This window comes from Enterobacter oligotrophicus (assembly GCF_009176645.1).
In the GTDB taxonomy this organism is placed as follows: Bacteria; Pseudomonadota; Gammaproteobacteria; order Enterobacterales; family Enterobacteriaceae; genus Enterobacter; species Enterobacter oligotrophicus.
Map to the genome: position 1 here is coordinate 3200782 of NZ_AP019007.1, position 14484 is coordinate 3215265.

The following is a 14484-nucleotide window of genomic DNA, read 5'->3' on the forward strand; positions in this document are numbered from 1 at the left end:
GGGATTACTCCTGCAGGTCACCGCAGAAACGATAGCCTTCGCCGTGGATAGTGGCGATGATTTCTGGTGTATCCGGCGTAGATTCAAAATGCTTACGAATACGACGGATAGTCACGTCTACGGTGCGGTCATGAGGCTTCAGCTCGCGACCGGTCATTTTCTTCAGCAGCTCTGCACGGGACTGAATTTTGCCCGGATTTTCGCAGAAGTGCAGCATCGCGCGGAATTCACTGCGCGGCAGTTTGTACTGCTCACCGTTCGGGCTAATCAGCGAACGGCTATTGATATCAAGTTCCCAGCCGTTGAATTTGTAGCTGTCTACGCTACGACGCTCTTCGCTGACCGTACCCAGATTCATGGTGCGGGACAGCAGGTTGCGGGCACGAATGGTTAACTCGCGTGGATTGAACGGCTTGGTGATGTAGTCATCCGCGCCGATTTCCAGGCCAAGAATTTTATCAACTTCGTTGTCACGGCCCGTCAGGAACATTAATGCGACGTTCGCCTGTTCACGCAGTTCGCGCGCCAGCAGAAGGCCGTTTTTGCCCGGCAGGTTGATGTCCATAATGACCAGGTTGATATCATTTTCAGAAAGGATCTGATGCATCTCTGCGCCATCGGTCGCTTCAAAGACATCGTAGCCTTCTGCTTCGAAAATGCTCTTTAACGTGTTGCGTGTTACCAACTCGTCTTCAACGATAAGAATGTGCGGGGTCTGCATGTTTGCTACCTAAATTGCCAACTAAATCGAAACAGGAAGTACAAAAGTCCCTGACCTGCCTGATACATGTCGCAAATTAACATGATCGGCCTAACGTGACTAAAGTACGTAATTGCGTTCTTGATGCACTTTCCATCAACGTCAACAACATCATTAGCTTGGTCGTGGGTACTTTCCCTTTGGACCCGACAGTGTCAAAAACGGCTGTCATCCTAACCATTTTAACAGCAACATAACAGGCTAAGTGACACCAGACACCCAATAAAACTACGCTTCGTTGACATATATCAAGTTCAATTGTAGCACGTTAACAGTTTGATGAAATCATCGTAGCTGAATGCTAGCCTTTGTCACAAATTTTCAATAAACCAACTAGTTGCGGGCCTTGATTGATAAACGATGCGAATCCAATCAGAAATGACTATTCATACAGTCATTATCATTACAAAACATAAGGATAATGAACCTTTGTTAACATTCTAACTGATTGTTCAGCCACACAATAGTTTAGCGTTTTTAAATTGTTATGAAACGCTATTTCGGTGATTTGTGTTGCAATTTTGTAAATTCGTGCTGCGTAATATGTTGAAGCGCATCACATTTTTACCCGCTAACTGTTTAAAAAGAGAGCATAAATGCATCTGTCGATTGTGCTGGTGGCCCCAGCAAGAGCCGAAAATATAGGCGCTGCGGCGCGTGCCATGAAGACCATGGGTTTTACCGATTTACGTATTGTGGACAGCACGGCGCACCTGGAACCTGCGGCACGCTGGGTGGCACACGGGTCGGGAGATATTCTCGATAATATAACCACTTACGCTACGCTTGCTGACGCGCTGCACGATATTTCGTTTACCGTGGCGACCACCGCGCGCAGCCGGGCGAAGTTTCATTACTACGCCACGCCTGCGGAACTGGTGCCCATGTTGAGCGAGAAAAGCCAGTGGCTGACGAAAGCCGCGCTGGTGTTTGGTCGCGAAGATTCGGGGCTTACCAATGAGGAGCTGGAACTTGCCGACGTGCTGACGGGCGCGCCAATGGTGGCCGATTATCCGTCGCTGAATTTAGGCCAGGCGGTCATGGTGTATTGCTATCAATTAGCATCCTTAATACAAATTCCGCAGCCGCACGCTGCCGGTACGGACGAAAATCAGCTGGCCGCGCTGCGCGCTCGCGTGGAGGATCTGTTATCGCGACTGGGCGTGGCGGACGATCAGAAAATGGCGGACTGGTTGCAACAGCGTCTCGGACGGCTTGAACAACGCGACACGGCGATGCTGCACCGTTTGCTGCATGATATCGAAAAAAAATTAGCCGAGTAAAATGCTGCCATACGTTTTTACTATGGCGTAACCGTCTAATGCTAAGGGTTGCTTTTGGGGGATTCGGATGAAAATAAATCCTGAGGCAGCGGGACGTGAGAGCGTCCCGAATTGTGATCAAATTAAAAATTCATTGACTTAAGGTGCCCGATCCTTTAACCCTAAAAGAATACAGCACAGACAGATAATAATGACAGAGTACACAACATCCATGAAACGCATCAGCATCACCACCATTACCACAACCATCATCATTACCACAGGTAACGATGCGGGCTGACGCGTACAGGAAAAACAAAAAAAGCCCGCACCTGAACAGTGCGGGCTTTTTTTTCGGCTAAAGGAAACGAGGTAGAACCATGCGAGTGTTGAAGTTCGGCGGTACATCAGTGGCAAATGCAGAACGTTTTCTGCGTGTTGCCGATATCCTGGAGAGCAATGCCAGGCAGGGGCAGGTTGCTACCGTGCTTTCTGCCCCGGCGAAAATCACGAACCATCTGGTGGCGATGATTGAAAAAACCATCGGTGGTCAGGATGCACTTCCGAACATTAGCGACGCTGAGCGCATTTTCACAGAGCTGCTTCAGGGGCTGGCAGAAGCACAGCCTGGCTTCCCGCTTGCACAGTTGAAAGCCTTCGTTGAGCAAGAATTTGCCCAGATCAAACACGTGCTGCACGGTATCAGCCTGCTTGGCCAGTGCCCGGACAGCATCAACGCGGCGCTGATCTGTCGCGGTGAGAAACTCTCGATTGCCATCATGGCTGGCCTTCTTGAAGCGCGTGGCCACAACGTGACGGTGATCGATCCGGTTGAAAAACTGCTTGCAGCAGGACACTACCTCGAATCCACCGTCGATATTGCCGAATCGACCCGCCGCATTGCCGCGAGCAAAATTCCGTCAGACCACATGATCCTGATGGCGGGCTTTACCGCCGGAAACGAGAAGGGCGAACTGGTGGTGCTGGGCCGTAACGGCTCTGACTACTCTGCTGCCGTACTGGCTGCGTGTTTACGCGCAGATTGTTGTGAGATCTGGACTGACGTCGACGGTGTATATACCTGCGACCCGCGCCAGGTACCGGACGCCAGGCTGCTGAAGTCGATGTCGTATCAGGAAGCGATGGAGCTTTCCTACTTCGGCGCTAAAGTGCTTCACCCGCGTACCATCTCCCCGATTGCCCAGTTCCAGATCCCTTGCCTGATTAAAAACACCGGTAACCCACAAGCCCCAGGTACGCTGATTGGTGCCAGCACCGATGAAGATGGTCTGCCGGTGAAAGGTATCTCCAACCTGAATAACATGGCGATGTTCAGCGTCTCCGGTCCGGGCATGAAAGGGATGGTCGGCATGGCGGCGCGCGTTTTTGCGGCCATGTCCCGCAACGGTATCTCGGTGGTGCTGATCACCCAGTCTTCTTCTGAATACAGCATCAGCTTCTGCGTGCCACAAGGCGACTGCCTGCGCGCGCGCCGTGCGCTGGAAGAAGAGTTTTACCTGGAGCTGAAAGAGGAGCTGCTGGAGCCGCTCTCTATTCAGGAGCGTCTGGCGATCATCTCTGTGGTTGGCGATGGGATGCGCACGTTGCGCGGTATCTCCGCCAAATTCTTTGCCGCACTGGCGCGGGCCAACATCAACATCGTGGCGATTGCGCAGGGCTCGTCCGAGCGTTCTATTTCTGTGGTGGTCGATAACGACGATGCGACCACTGGCGTGCGAGTGGTTCACCAGATGCTGTTCAACACCGACCAGGTGATTGAGCTGTTCCTGATTGGCGTGGGCGGTGTGGGCGGCGCACTGCTGGAGCAGGTTAAGCGTCAGCAGAAGTGGCTAAAGAAGAAACATATTGATCTGCGCGTGTGTGGTATCGCGAACTCAAAAGCGTTGCTGACCAACGTTCACGGTCTGAACCTGGAAAACTGGCAGGCCGAGATGAGCGAGGCAAAAGAGCCGTTCAACCTGGGCCGTCTGATTCGCCTGGTGAAAGAGTATCACCTGCTCAATCCGGTGATTGTCGACTGTACCTCGAACCAGGCGGTGGCCGATCAGTACGCCGACTTCCTGCGCGAAGGGTTCCACGTGGTGACGCCAAACAAAAAGGCCAACACGTCGTCGATGGATTACTATCACCAGCTGCGCCTGGCGGCGAGCAAGTCGCGCCGCAAGTTCCTGTATGACACCAACGTCGGTGCAGGTCTGCCGGTGATCGAGAACCTGCAAAACCTGCTGAACGCGGGTGATGAACTGCAGCGCTTCTCCGGCATTCTTTCTGGCTCGCTGTCGTTTATCTTTGGCAAGCTCGATGAAGGGATGAGCCTGTCTGAAGCGACCCGTGCGGCGCGTGAGCTGGGCTACACCGAGCCCGATCCGCGTGACGATCTCTCCGGGATGGACGTGGCGCGCAAGCTGCTGATCCTGGTGCGAGAAACGGGCCGTGAACTGGAGCTTTCGGATATCGTGATTGAGCCGGTACTGCCAGTTGAATTTGATGACAGCGGTGATGTCAGTACCTTTATGGCGAATTTAGCGCAGCTCGACGACGCCTTTGCTGCCCGCGTAGCGAAAGCCCGTGATGAAGGTAAGGTATTGCGCTATGTTGGCAACATTGAAGAAGATGGCGTGTGTCGTGTGAAGATTGCTGAAGTGGATGGCAACGATCCGCTCTACAAAGTCAAAAACGGCGAAAACGCCCTGGCGTTTTACAGCCACTATTATCAGCCATTGCCGCTGGTGCTTCGCGGCTATGGCGCAGGGAATGATGTGACGGCAGCGGGCGTGTTTGCCGATCTGCTGCGTACCCTGTCATGGAAGTTAGGAGTTTAACATGGTGAAAGTTTATGCCCCGGCTTCCAGCGCCAATATGAGCGTCGGATTTGATGTGCTGGGTGCGGCGGTCACGCCGGTGGATGGTTCGCTGCTGGGCGATACGGTAACGGTAGACGCGGCGGATAGCTTCAGCCTGAATAACGTTGGCCGCTTCGCCAGCAAACTGCCGTCCGACCCGCGCGAGAATATCGTTTATCAGTGCTGGGAGCGTTTCTGTCAGGAGATCGGCAAAAACGTGCCGGTCGCCATGACGCTGGAAAAAAGTATGCCGATCGGTTCCGGTCTGGGCTCCAGCGCCTGCTCCGTGGTTGCCGCGCTGGTGGCGATGAATGAGCACTGCGGTAAGCCGCTGAACAATAACCGCCTGCTGGGGCTGATGGGCGAGCTGGAAGGGCGGATTTCAGGCAGCATTCATTACGACAATGTCGCGCCGTGTTTCCTCGGTGGTATGCAGTTGATGATTGAAGAAAATGGCATCATCAGCCAGCAGGTGCCAGGGTTTGATGAGTGGCTGTGGGTGCTGGCGTATCCGGGCATTAAGGTTTCGACCGCGGAAGCGCGTGCGATCCTGCCTGCGCAGTATCGCCGCCAGGACTGTATCGCTCACGGGCGTCACCTGGCGGGCTTTATTCACGCCTGCTATACCCGTCAGCCACAGCTGGCGGCGAAACTGATGAAAGACGTCATTGCCGAGCCGTACCGCACGAAGCTGCTGCCCGGTTTTAACGAGGCGCGGCAGGCATCACTGGATATTGGTGCGCAGGCGTGCGGCATCTCCGGCTCCGGCCCGACGCTGTTCGCCCTGTGCGATAAGCCAGACACCGCCCAGCGTGTGGCGGACTGGCTCTCTAAACACTACCTGCAAAATCAGGAAGGCTTTGTTCATATTTGCCGTCTGGACACGGCTGGCGCACGAGTACTGGGATAAATAATGAAACTTTATAATCTGAAAGATCATAACGAGCAGGTCAGCTTCGCGCAGGCGGTGACTCAGGGACTGGGCAAAAATCAGGGACTATTCTTCCCGCATGACCTGCCGGAATTCCATCTGACTGACATTGATGCCCTGCTGAAACAAGACTTTGTCACCCGAAGCACCAAAATTCTCTCCGCGTTTATTGGCGACGAAATCCCGCAGGAGCTACTGGAAGAGCGCGTGCGTGCGGCGTTTGCTTTCCCGGCACCGGTTCAGCAGGTGGAGCCCGACGTAGGTTGTCTTGAGCTGTTCCACGGCCCAACGCTGGCGTTCAAAGATTTCGGTGGCCGCTTTATGGCGCAGATGCTGACCCACATCAGCGGCGACAAGCCGGTGACCATCCTGACCGCCACTTCCGGTGATACCGGTGCGGCTGTCGCCCATGCGTTCTACGGCCTGAAAAACGTCCGCGTGGTGATCCTCTACCCGAAAGGTAAAATCAGCCCGCTGCAGGAAAAACTGTTCTGCACGCTTGGTGGCAACATTGAAACCGTGGCGATCGACGGCGATTTCGATGCCTGCCAGGCGCTGGTTAAGCAGGCCTTCGATGACGAAGAGTTGAAGGTGGCGCTGGGTCTGAACTCCGCAAACTCCATTAACATCAGCCGTCTGCTGGCGCAGATCTGCTACTACTTCGAGGCGGTGGCGCAACTGCCGCAGGAAGCGCGTAATCAACTGGTGATCTCCGTACCAAGCGGAAACTTCGGTGACCTGACGGCGGGCCTGCTGGCGAAATCGCTCGGTCTGCCGGTGAAACGCTTTATCGCGGCGACCAACGCCAACGACACCGTGCCGCGCTTCCTGAAAGAGGGTAAATGGGCACCGAATGCCACCCAGGCGACGCTTTCTAATGCCATGGACGTGAGCCAGCCAAATAACTGGCCGCGTGTGGAAGAACTCTTCCGCCGTAAGGTCTGGCGTCTGGGCGATCTGGGCTACGCTGCGGTAACGGATGAAACCACCAAAGCGACCATGCGCGAGCTGAAAGCGGTAGGGTACACCTCTGAACCCCACGCGGCGATTGCTTATCGCGCGCTGCGCGATCAGCTTAATCCGGGGGAATATGGGCTGTTCCTCGGCACCGCTCATCCGGCGAAGTTCAAAGAGAGCGTAGAAGAGATTCTGGGTGAAACGCTGCCATTGCCGAAGGAGCTGGCCGAGCGTGCCGATCTGCCGCTGCTGTCCCATGAACTACCGGCAGACTTTGCCGCGCTGCGTAAGCTGATGATGACGCGCGCGTGATTTTTGTCGGGTGGCGGCTACGCCTTACCCGACCTACACAACGGCTCAGAACGTAGGCCGGGTAAGCGCAGCGTCACCCGGCAACAGCAGTACTGTACCGAGGCCGGGTAAGGCGTAGCCGCCACCCGGCTTTTTTGTGGAGAAATTAAGGAGAGAAAAAGCAGGAAAAAAGCAGAAATTCCCAATAAATGCGGTCACTTAGCGTTTAGGATTGCAGAGAATAACATCTTCGGTTCCCCTCACGTAATCTCCTTACATCGGCCCATGTTGGGTAAGAATAATAAGGAGTCACCTATGTCTACACTGAAACCTGCACTCATCGCGCTTTCACTGATGCTGGTCGCTCCCATGGCGGTACAGGCATCTGAAATCACCCTCGTGCCTGCGGTAAAACTGCAGATTGGCGATCGGGATAATAACGGACACTACTGGGATGGCGGCCGCTGGCGAGACCATGACTGGTGGAAGGCTCACTATGACTGGCGCGACAACCACTGGCGTCCGCATGATGAGCATCGTAAACACGATAATCGCCATAACGATCGCCACGACGATCATCGTCCTGGTCCGGACTGGAAACACCATTAATGCACACCCCGCCAGCCGGCGGGGTTTTGTTTTTACTGCTCGTGGCGCTTAAACACCAGCTCGCCTTTCCCCGACGCTTCTTCGTCAAAGAAATAACCTTCGCTGTTAAACGCGGTTAACTGCTCAGGCTTTGTCAGGCGGTTTTGAATGATGTAACGGCTCATCAGCCCGCGCGCTTTTTTGGCGTAGAAGCTGATCACTTTGAATTTACCGTTTTTCTCATCAAGGAAGACAGGCTTGATGATCTCCGCGTTCAGCTTTTTCGGCTTCACTGACTTGTAGTATTCGTCGGACGCCAGGTTGATCACCACATTATCGCCCTGGGCCTGCAGCGCTGCGTTCAGTTTGTCGGTGATGATATCGCCCCAGAAATGGTACAGATCTTTACCTTTGGCGTTTTCCAGGCGGATGCCCATCTCCAGACGGTACGGCTGCATCAGGTCCAGCGGACGCAGCACGCCATACAGACCTGACAACATACGCAGATGCTGCTGAGCAAAATCGAAATCCGCTTCGCTAAACGTCTCTGCCTGCAGGCCGGTATAAACGTCCCCTTTAAACGCCAGAAGCGCCTGACGGGCATTGTCTGGCGTGAAGTCCGGGTGCCACTCATGGAAGCGGGTGGCGTTCAGATCCGCGAGTTTGTCGCTGATGCTCATCAGCGAGGCAATTTGCGGCGCAGAAAGTTTACGCGCCTCGTGGATCAGCTGTTGCGAATAATCCAGCAGTTCAGGCTGGGTATAGCGTTCGGTGGCGAGCGGGCTCTGGTAGTCGAGCGTTTTTGCAGGTGAAATCAGAATCAGCATATCCAGTCCTTGCAGGAAATTTAGAGCGATTTTAACAAAAAATCGCCCGCAATTGATCGATAGCTGTTATTGCCGTGGCAAATCATCCCATGCGCCGGGCGCGATTTGTGACTCAATTTCAGGATAACGTGAAGCATCAAACACTGGCTGAACGCCAAGTTTGCGCTGGCGAAGATAATCCTGAGCAATAAGCGTGACCACCGGCGAGAGCAGCAAAATTGCCGTCAGGTTGGTGATCGCCATCAGCGCCATAATCACATCCGCCAGTTGCCAGACCAACGGCATGCTGAGCAGGGAGCCTGCCATAACCATCGCAATGACGCCCGCCCGAAGCAGGCTACGGGTATAACGTGAGTCTAACTTCAGGAAAATAAGATTATTTTCGGCGTAAATGTAGTTCACCGATATCGAACTAAAGGCAAACAACCCCACGATAAGTGAGACGAAGCCTGCGCCCCAGCTACCGGCAAGATTGACCAGCGCCTGCTGAACCAACTGGATGCCCACCGTGCCGGACGGATGCTCAACGGGACCGGCCAGCAGCACAATCATGGCGCTGGCGGAGCAGATGATAATGGTATCCGTAAAGACGCCGATCATCTGTACAATCCCCTGCGCAGCCGGGTGAGGGGGCCACGATGCGGCGGTGGCTGCGGCATTCGGTGTCGAGCCCATCCCCGCTTCATTGGAGAACATTCCCCGCTGGAAACCGGCCGTCAGCGCCTGGCTAAGGGTATAACCCAGCGCGCCTGACGCCGCTTCCCGCCAGCCAAAGGCACTCTTAAAGATGGTGGCAATCACGCCTGGCACCTGGTCAATATTGAGCACGGTCACTAACAGGCTGGCGGTAACCCAGAGCAGCGCCATGATGGGGACAAGCCACTGCATCAGGCGGGCAACGCCCCTGAGACCGGTAGAAACCGTAATGAGGGTGAAGACGGCTAACACGGCACCGGTTACCCACTCCGGGCACGCAAAGGCGTAGCGTAAGGCATGTGCGACAGAGTTGGCCTGCACGGTATTAAAAATAAGACCGTATGCGACGAGCAGAAACAGCGAGAACAGGACGCCCATCCAGCGCATCCCCAGCCCGCGAGCCATATACCAGGCCGGACCGCCGCGAAACTGGCCATTTTTGTCCTTCTCTTTATAGAGTTGCGCGAGCGAACATTCGGCAAACGAGGTCGCCATGCCGATAAGTGCCGTAACCCACATCCAGAAAACGGCTCCCGGCCCCCCGGCGCTGATGGCGAGCGCCACGCCCGCCAGATTGCCGCTCCCGACGCGCGCGGCGAGGCTGGTACACAGTGCCTGGAATGAGGTTAACCCACCCGGTTGCGGGGTGATGCTGTTTTTCAGACTTTTGCCAAACTTACGAATATAACGAAACTGGATAAAACCACTGCGCAGCGTGAACCATATACCTGCTCCCAGTAGCAGATATATCATGATCGAACCCCAGAGGATTTCATTAATAAAGGAAAGGAAATCAGGCATTAACGTCCCTCTTGTTGATGCCAAAGTGAATATGTAAGCGCTACCACTGATTGAGCATGCTGTTACTTAGTAGCCTGTTAATATTCTGAGTTTATCATACTCTGCCTAAGCGCACTGTCTGCGGTTGCGCTACCCCTGTGTCGTGTTATCATCTGGGCAGACCGGTTACATCCCCCTAACAAGTAAACCTGTCATTTTTCCGCTGCAGGCATGCTGTCGGTAGCGTGAATTATCCAGGGCACGTTAAAAGAGAAACACTATCATGACGGATAAATTGACCTCCCTTCGTCAGTTCACCACTGTCGTAGCTGACACCGGAGATATCGCGGCAATGAAGCTGTACCAGCCGCAGGATGCCACAACCAACCCTTCTCTGATCCTTAACGCCGCGCAGATCCCTGAGTATCGCAAACTGATCGACGACGCTGTGACCTGGGCGAAAGCGCAGAGCAACGATCGCGCGCAGCAGGTTGTGGATGCAACTGACAAACTGGCAGTGAACATTGGTCTGGAGATCCTGAAACTGGTTCCGGGCCGTATCTCTACCGAAGTGGATGCGCGTCTCTCCTACGACACCGAAGCCTCTATCGCGAAAGCAAAACGTCTGATCAAACTGTACAACGATGCGGGCATCAGCAACGATCGTATCCTGATCAAACTGGCCTCTACCTGGCAGGGCATTCGCGCGGCTGAGCAGCTGGAAAAAGACGGTATCAACTGTAACCTGACGCTGCTGTTCTCCTTCGCGCAGGCGCGCGCATGTGCAGAAGCTGGCGTATACCTGATTTCGCCATTCGTTGGCCGTATTCTGGACTGGTACAAAGCTAACACCGATAAGAAAGAGTACGCGGCGTCTGAAGATCCAGGCGTGGTTTCCGTGACGGAAATCTACGAATACTACAAACAGCACGGCTATGAGACTGTGGTTATGGGCGCGAGCTTCCGTAACATCGGTGAAATCATTGAGCTGGCTGGCTGTGACCGCCTGACCATCGCCCCTGCGCTGCTGAAAGAGCTGGCGGAAAGCGAAGGTGCGATCGAGCGTAAACTGTCTTACACCGGTGAAGTGAAAGCGCGCCCTGAGCGCATCACGGAATCCGAGTTCCTGTGGCAGCACAACCAGGACCCAATGGCGGTAGACAAACTGGCGGACGGTATCCGTAAGTTTGCTATCGACCAGGAAAAACTGGAAAAAATGATCGGCGACCTGCTGTAATCATTCTGCGTGACCGGGCTCCCGGTCACGCGACTTCTTTCGTACTCTGTCTGAATTTCCCCTCTGCGTGTATCATTCCCTTTAATCAGTATTTTTTGAATGGAATGACTATGAATACCTTACGTATCGGCTTAGTGTCGATTTCTGACCGCGCCTCCAGCGGTGTTTATCAGGATAAAGGCATCCCCGCTCTGGAAGCGTGGCTGGGCAGTGCGCTGACTACTCCGTTTGAGATCCAGACCCGTCTGATCCCTGACGAACAGCCGATCATCGAACAAACGCTTTGTGAACTGGTGGATGAGATGAGCTGTCACCTGGTGTTGACGACCGGTGGAACGGGGCCCGCGCGTCGTGATGTGACGCCGGATGCTACGCTGGCGATTGCCGACCGTGAAATGCCGGGCTTCGGTGAACAAATGCGCCAGATCAGTCTGCACTTTGTTCCAACCGCTATCCTCTCCCGTCAGGTCGGTGTGATCCGCAAACAGGCGTTGATCCTGAACCTGCCGGGCCAGCCGAAGTCGATCAAAGAGACGCTGGAAGGGCTGAAAGCGGAAGATGGCAGCGTGATCGTGCATGGGATCTTTGCAAGTGTACCGTATTGTATACAGCTACTGGACGGCCCGTATGTGGAAACCGACGATAAGGTCGTAGCAGCATTTCGTCCGAAAAGCGCACGCCGTGAGACAATCTCCTGAAATTAACAAATATGTGACATTAGCTGCAACCGCAGTAGCGTGTGGAGCGTTTTACGGTATAGTAATTTTTTCTTTACGATTGCTGTAAAAATAAATCCACAACACATGCAAAATGGTTCGCTATGTCACATTACACCCGACCTCTGAATCGGCAGGATTATAAAACCCTTACGCTCGCAGCACTTGGCGGGGCGCTGGAGTTTTATGATTTCATCATCTTTGTCTTCTTCGCCGCCGTAGTGGGAGAACTTTTCTTCCCGGCGGATATCCCGGAGTGGCTACGCCAGGTCCAGACCTTCGGCATTTTTGCCGCCGGGTATCTGGCGCGTCCGCTCGGCGGCATTATCATGGCGCACTTTGGCGATCTGGTCGGGCGTAAGAAGATGTTTACCCTCAGTATTCTGCTGATGGCCGTGCCGACGCTGGCTATCGGCCTGCTGCCGACCTACGCGTCGATGGGCATTATTGCGCCGTTACTGCTGTTGCTGATGCGTATCCTTCAGGGCGCGGCGATTGGCGGTGAAGTGCCGGGCGCATGGGTGTTTGTGGCCGAGCACGTTCCGGCTCGCCGCATCGGTATCGCCTGCGGAACCTTAACGGCGGGGCTGACCGTCGGGATCTTACTGGGGTCGGTGGTGGCGACGATTGTGAACACCAGCATGACGCCACAGGCCGTGCACGACTGGGGCTGGCGTATGCCGTTCCTGCTGGGTGGGGCGTTTGGCCTGGTGGCGATGTATTTGCGACGCTGGCTGCAGGAGACCCCCATTTTCCTTGAGATGCAGCAGCGTAAAGCGCTGGCGCAGGAGCTACCGGTAAAAGCGGTAGTGGTAAGCCATAAGAAAGCCGTGGTGGTATCGATGCTGCTTACCTGGCTGCTGTCGGCGGGGATCGTGGTGGTGATTTTGATGTCACCCGTCTGGCTGCAAAAGCAGTACGGTTTCGCGCCTGCAGTGACGCTGCAGGCCAACAGTATCGCCACCATCATGCTCTGCTTTGGCTGCCTCACCGCCGGACTGGCCGTTGATCGAATCGGCGCAAGCCTTACCTTTATCGTCGGCAGTCTTTTACTGGCGGCATCAAGCTGGGCGTTCTACCACCTGGCGGGCAGCCACCCTGAACAGCTGTTCCTGCTGTATGGTGTGGTGGGGCTGTGCGTCGGCGTAGTGGGTGCAGTACCTTATGTAATGGTGCGCGCATTCCCGCCGGAGGTACGCTTCACCGGCATTTCATTTTCTTACAACGTGTCGTATGCCATCTTTGGCGGACTGACGCCGATCGCGGTCACGATGCTGATGGGCATTTCACCGATGGCACCGGCCTGGTACGTGCTGGCGCTCTCGTTGATGGGGCTGGTGCTGGGCATCTGGCTGCGTCAGAAACCGGTGGAAGCCCCCGTTCTGGCCGGATAACAGGGCAGGCCGGGTCAGGCGAAGCCGCCACCCGGCTTATCGGTTAGTGCGAAGGGGTATAGCTCAGGATAATATTGTCATCCGGAATCGCGGTGAAGCGGGTGATAATGGTGTGGTAATCCGCCTGCGGATCAACATCCTTAAACTGTGTCGGATAGAAGATTTTGCTCAGCATCTCGATGGCTATGATGTTGTACGGGTTGTTGTAGAAGTGGTGGTAGAGCGCACCGGTATGACCTTCGGCCACTGCCGGAATACTGGCTACGCCCTGACGTGCCAGTAAGGCATTGAACGCCGCCGTCACATCGTCTGCCGGGACATTGTAGCCAAACGGGATCACCGCCGTGCCTTTACCCGGACGTTTAGAGCCGGTCATCAGATAGTAATCCGGGTTCATTGAGATAATTTTTTCCACCGAGATATTCCCGGTCGCCCCTGGCAGCAACTGAGAGCCGATGTTGATACCACCTGCGGCTTCGACCAGCCCGCCCCAGCCGTTACGCGCATGGGTGAAGCAGCAGCCATTATCCAGCCCGCCAACACCGGCAATCGGTTCGATAAAGACCAGCGGCTTTTTACTGACGTTTGCCAGCCGCTGGTGGATTTTATCCAGCCGTTGCTGATAGAAATCACTATACGCCTGTGCGCGGTCGCTCTGGCCTAACACCTTACCCAGCAGAGCAATACCTGGCAGGGTGTTCTCCACCGGGTGCAGTTCGTAATCAACAAATACTACCGGAATATGCAAAGCCTCAAGTTTTTCCAGCACGCCGGTTTGTACCAGCGATGGCTTAGCGCGAAGCTGGGCGATCATCAGGTCAGGTTGGCGGGAGATAACGGTTTCGAGATCCACATTGCCCTGGTCGGAAAACTGCATATCGAGGATCTTTTCCGCTTCCGGCCACTTACGCTTTAGCACATTCCAGCTTTCGGAGTCCTGTTTTTTGGGCAGGTTGTTCCATGCCACCACTTTGGCGAACGGGTTATCGCGCTCCAGCAAGGCGAGAGCGAAAATATCACGTCCGTCCTGCAGGATGATGCGCTGCGGTTCGTGCTCAATGGTGACCGTGCGGTTGTCGAGATCCTTGACCGTCACCGGCCAGTTTTGCGCCTGGGCGAGTAAAGGTGAAAGTAACAATGCCAGCCCACCCGCAGTGGCGATGATTTTCTTTAGCGTCATG

General features: G+C 54.8%; 14 protein-coding genes and 1 other annotated feature. Of the genes, 10 read left to right on the forward strand and 4 right to left on the reverse strand.

The annotated features are described in order from the left end of the window. Positions 1–4 precede the first annotated feature (4 nt). On the reverse strand, positions 5–721 hold the full coding sequence (gene arcA / locus EoCCA6_RS15375) for a two-component system response regulator ArcA (protein ID WP_003856501.1): 717 nt from the start codon (positions 719–721) through the stop codon (positions 5–7). A 95-nt stretch (positions 722–816) separates the two neighbouring features. Between arcA and yjjY the strand changes: the two genes are divergently transcribed. The 7 genes from yjjY to EoCCA6_RS15410 all read left to right on the forward strand — a co-directional run bounded on the left by yjjY (position 817) and on the right by EoCCA6_RS15410 (position 7674). Continuing rightward, positions 817–957, forward strand: a complete 141-nt coding sequence (gene yjjY, locus EoCCA6_RS15380; protein WP_001541509.1) for a YjjY family protein — start codon at positions 817–819, stop codon at positions 955–957. A 399-nt stretch (positions 958–1356) separates the two neighbouring features. Beyond that, complete coding sequence (locus EoCCA6_RS15385) at positions 1357–2043, forward strand: tRNA/rRNA methyltransferase (protein WP_152083382.1); 687 nt, start codon at positions 1357–1359, stop codon at positions 2041–2043. 211 nt (positions 2044–2254) lie between these two features. After that, positions 2255–2323: a thr operon leader peptide gene (gene thrL, locus EoCCA6_RS15390; protein WP_015572623.1), complete on the forward strand. Its 69-nt coding sequence runs from the start codon at positions 2255–2257 to the stop codon at positions 2321–2323. After that, positions 2262–2378 (forward strand) — a sequence feature (Thr leader region). Its footprint overlaps the gene before it by 62 nt. A 24-nt stretch (positions 2379–2402) precedes the next feature. Continuing rightward, the gene (thrA, locus tag EoCCA6_RS15395; RefSeq protein ID WP_152083383.1) at positions 2403–4865 is read left to right on the forward strand and encodes a bifunctional aspartate kinase/homoserine dehydrogenase I; all 2463 of its coding nucleotides are present in this window, start codon (positions 2403–2405) and stop codon (positions 4863–4865) included. 1 nt (position 4866) lies between these two features. Then, complete coding sequence (thrB, locus tag EoCCA6_RS15400) at positions 4867–5796, forward strand: homoserine kinase (RefSeq protein WP_152083384.1); 930 nt, start codon at positions 4867–4869, stop codon at positions 5794–5796. A 3-nt stretch (positions 5797–5799) separates the two neighbouring features. Then, the gene (gene thrC / locus EoCCA6_RS15405; protein WP_152083385.1) at positions 5800–7086 is read left to right on the forward strand and encodes a threonine synthase; all 1287 of its coding nucleotides are present in this window, start codon (positions 5800–5802) and stop codon (positions 7084–7086) included. A 294-nt stretch (positions 7087–7380) separates the two neighbouring features. After that, a complete protein-coding gene (locus tag EoCCA6_RS15410) occupies positions 7381–7674 on the forward strand; it encodes a DUF2502 domain-containing protein (RefSeq protein ID WP_152083386.1) in 294 nt (97 codons plus the stop codon). 32 nt (positions 7675–7706) lie between these two features. On the opposite strand, the gene yaaA is transcribed toward EoCCA6_RS15410, so the two are convergent. Together yaaA and EoCCA6_RS15420 are read right to left on the reverse strand one after the other, a co-directional pair. Beyond that, complete coding sequence (gene yaaA, locus EoCCA6_RS15415; protein WP_152083387.1) at positions 7707–8480, reverse strand: peroxide stress protein YaaA; 774 nt, start codon at positions 8478–8480, stop codon at positions 7707–7709. A 66-nt stretch (positions 8481–8546) separates the two neighbouring features. Continuing rightward, on the reverse strand, positions 8547–9977 hold the full coding sequence (locus EoCCA6_RS15420; RefSeq protein WP_152083388.1) for an alanine/glycine:cation symporter family protein: 1431 nt from the start codon (positions 9975–9977) through the stop codon (positions 8547–8549). 262 nt (positions 9978–10239) lie between these two features. On the opposite strand from EoCCA6_RS15420, the gene tal reads away from it, so the two are divergent. The 3 genes from tal (at position 10240) to EoCCA6_RS15435 (ending at position 13303) form a co-directional block, all read left to right on the forward strand. Continuing rightward, a complete protein-coding gene (gene tal, locus EoCCA6_RS15425) occupies positions 10240–11193 on the forward strand; it encodes a transaldolase (protein WP_152083389.1) in 954 nt (317 codons plus the stop codon). Between the two features lie 110 nt (positions 11194–11303). Further along, a complete protein-coding gene (mog, locus tag EoCCA6_RS15430; RefSeq protein ID WP_152083390.1) occupies positions 11304–11891 on the forward strand; it encodes a molybdopterin adenylyltransferase in 588 nt (195 codons plus the stop codon). 122 nt (positions 11892–12013) lie between these two features. Then, positions 12014–13303: an MFS transporter gene (locus EoCCA6_RS15435; protein WP_152083391.1), complete on the forward strand. Its 1290-nt coding sequence runs from the start codon at positions 12014–12016 to the stop codon at positions 13301–13303. Between the two features lie 43 nt (positions 13304–13346). Here the strand turns inward: EoCCA6_RS15435 and EoCCA6_RS15440 are convergent, their stop codons facing one another. Next, complete coding sequence (locus tag EoCCA6_RS15440) at positions 13347–14483, reverse strand: ABC transporter substrate-binding protein (protein WP_152083392.1); 1137 nt, start codon at positions 14481–14483, stop codon at positions 13347–13349. Between the last annotated feature and the right edge of the window lies 1 nt (position 14484).

Bases quoted from the DNA above. Each gene is read 5' to 3' on its own strand.
- arcA (WP_003856501.1), bottom strand. From the start codon at position 721: ATGCAGACCCCGCACATTCTTATCGTTGAAGACGAGTTGGTAACACGC.
- EoCCA6_RS15385 (WP_152083382.1), top strand. From the start codon at position 1,357: ATGCATCTGTCGATTGTGCTGGTGGCCCCAGCAAGAGCCGAAAATATA.
- thrA (WP_152083383.1), top strand. From the start codon at position 2,403: ATGCGAGTGTTGAAGTTCGGCGGTACATCAGTGGCAAATGCAGAACGT.
- thrB (WP_152083384.1), top strand. From the start codon at position 4,867: ATGGTGAAAGTTTATGCCCCGGCTTCCAGCGCCAATATGAGCGTCGGA.
- thrC (WP_152083385.1), top strand. From the start codon at position 5,800: ATGAAACTTTATAATCTGAAAGATCATAACGAGCAGGTCAGCTTCGCG.
- EoCCA6_RS15410 (WP_152083386.1), top strand. From the start codon at position 7,381: ATGTCTACACTGAAACCTGCACTCATCGCGCTTTCACTGATGCTGGTC.
- yaaA (WP_152083387.1), bottom strand. From the start codon at position 8,480: ATGCTGATTCTGATTTCACCTGCAAAAACGCTCGACTACCAGAGCCCG.
- EoCCA6_RS15420 (WP_152083388.1), bottom strand. From the start codon at position 9,977: ATGCCTGATTTCCTTTCCTTTATTAATGAAATCCTCTGGGGTTCGATC.
- tal (WP_152083389.1), top strand. From the start codon at position 10,240: ATGACGGATAAATTGACCTCCCTTCGTCAGTTCACCACTGTCGTAGCT.
- mog (WP_152083390.1), top strand. From the start codon at position 11,304: ATGAATACCTTACGTATCGGCTTAGTGTCGATTTCTGACCGCGCCTCC.
- EoCCA6_RS15435 (WP_152083391.1), top strand. From the start codon at position 12,014: ATGTCACATTACACCCGACCTCTGAATCGGCAGGATTATAAAACCCTT.
- EoCCA6_RS15440 (WP_152083392.1), bottom strand. From the start codon at position 14,483: ATGACGCTAAAGAAAATCATCGCCACTGCGGGTGGGCTGGCATTGTTA.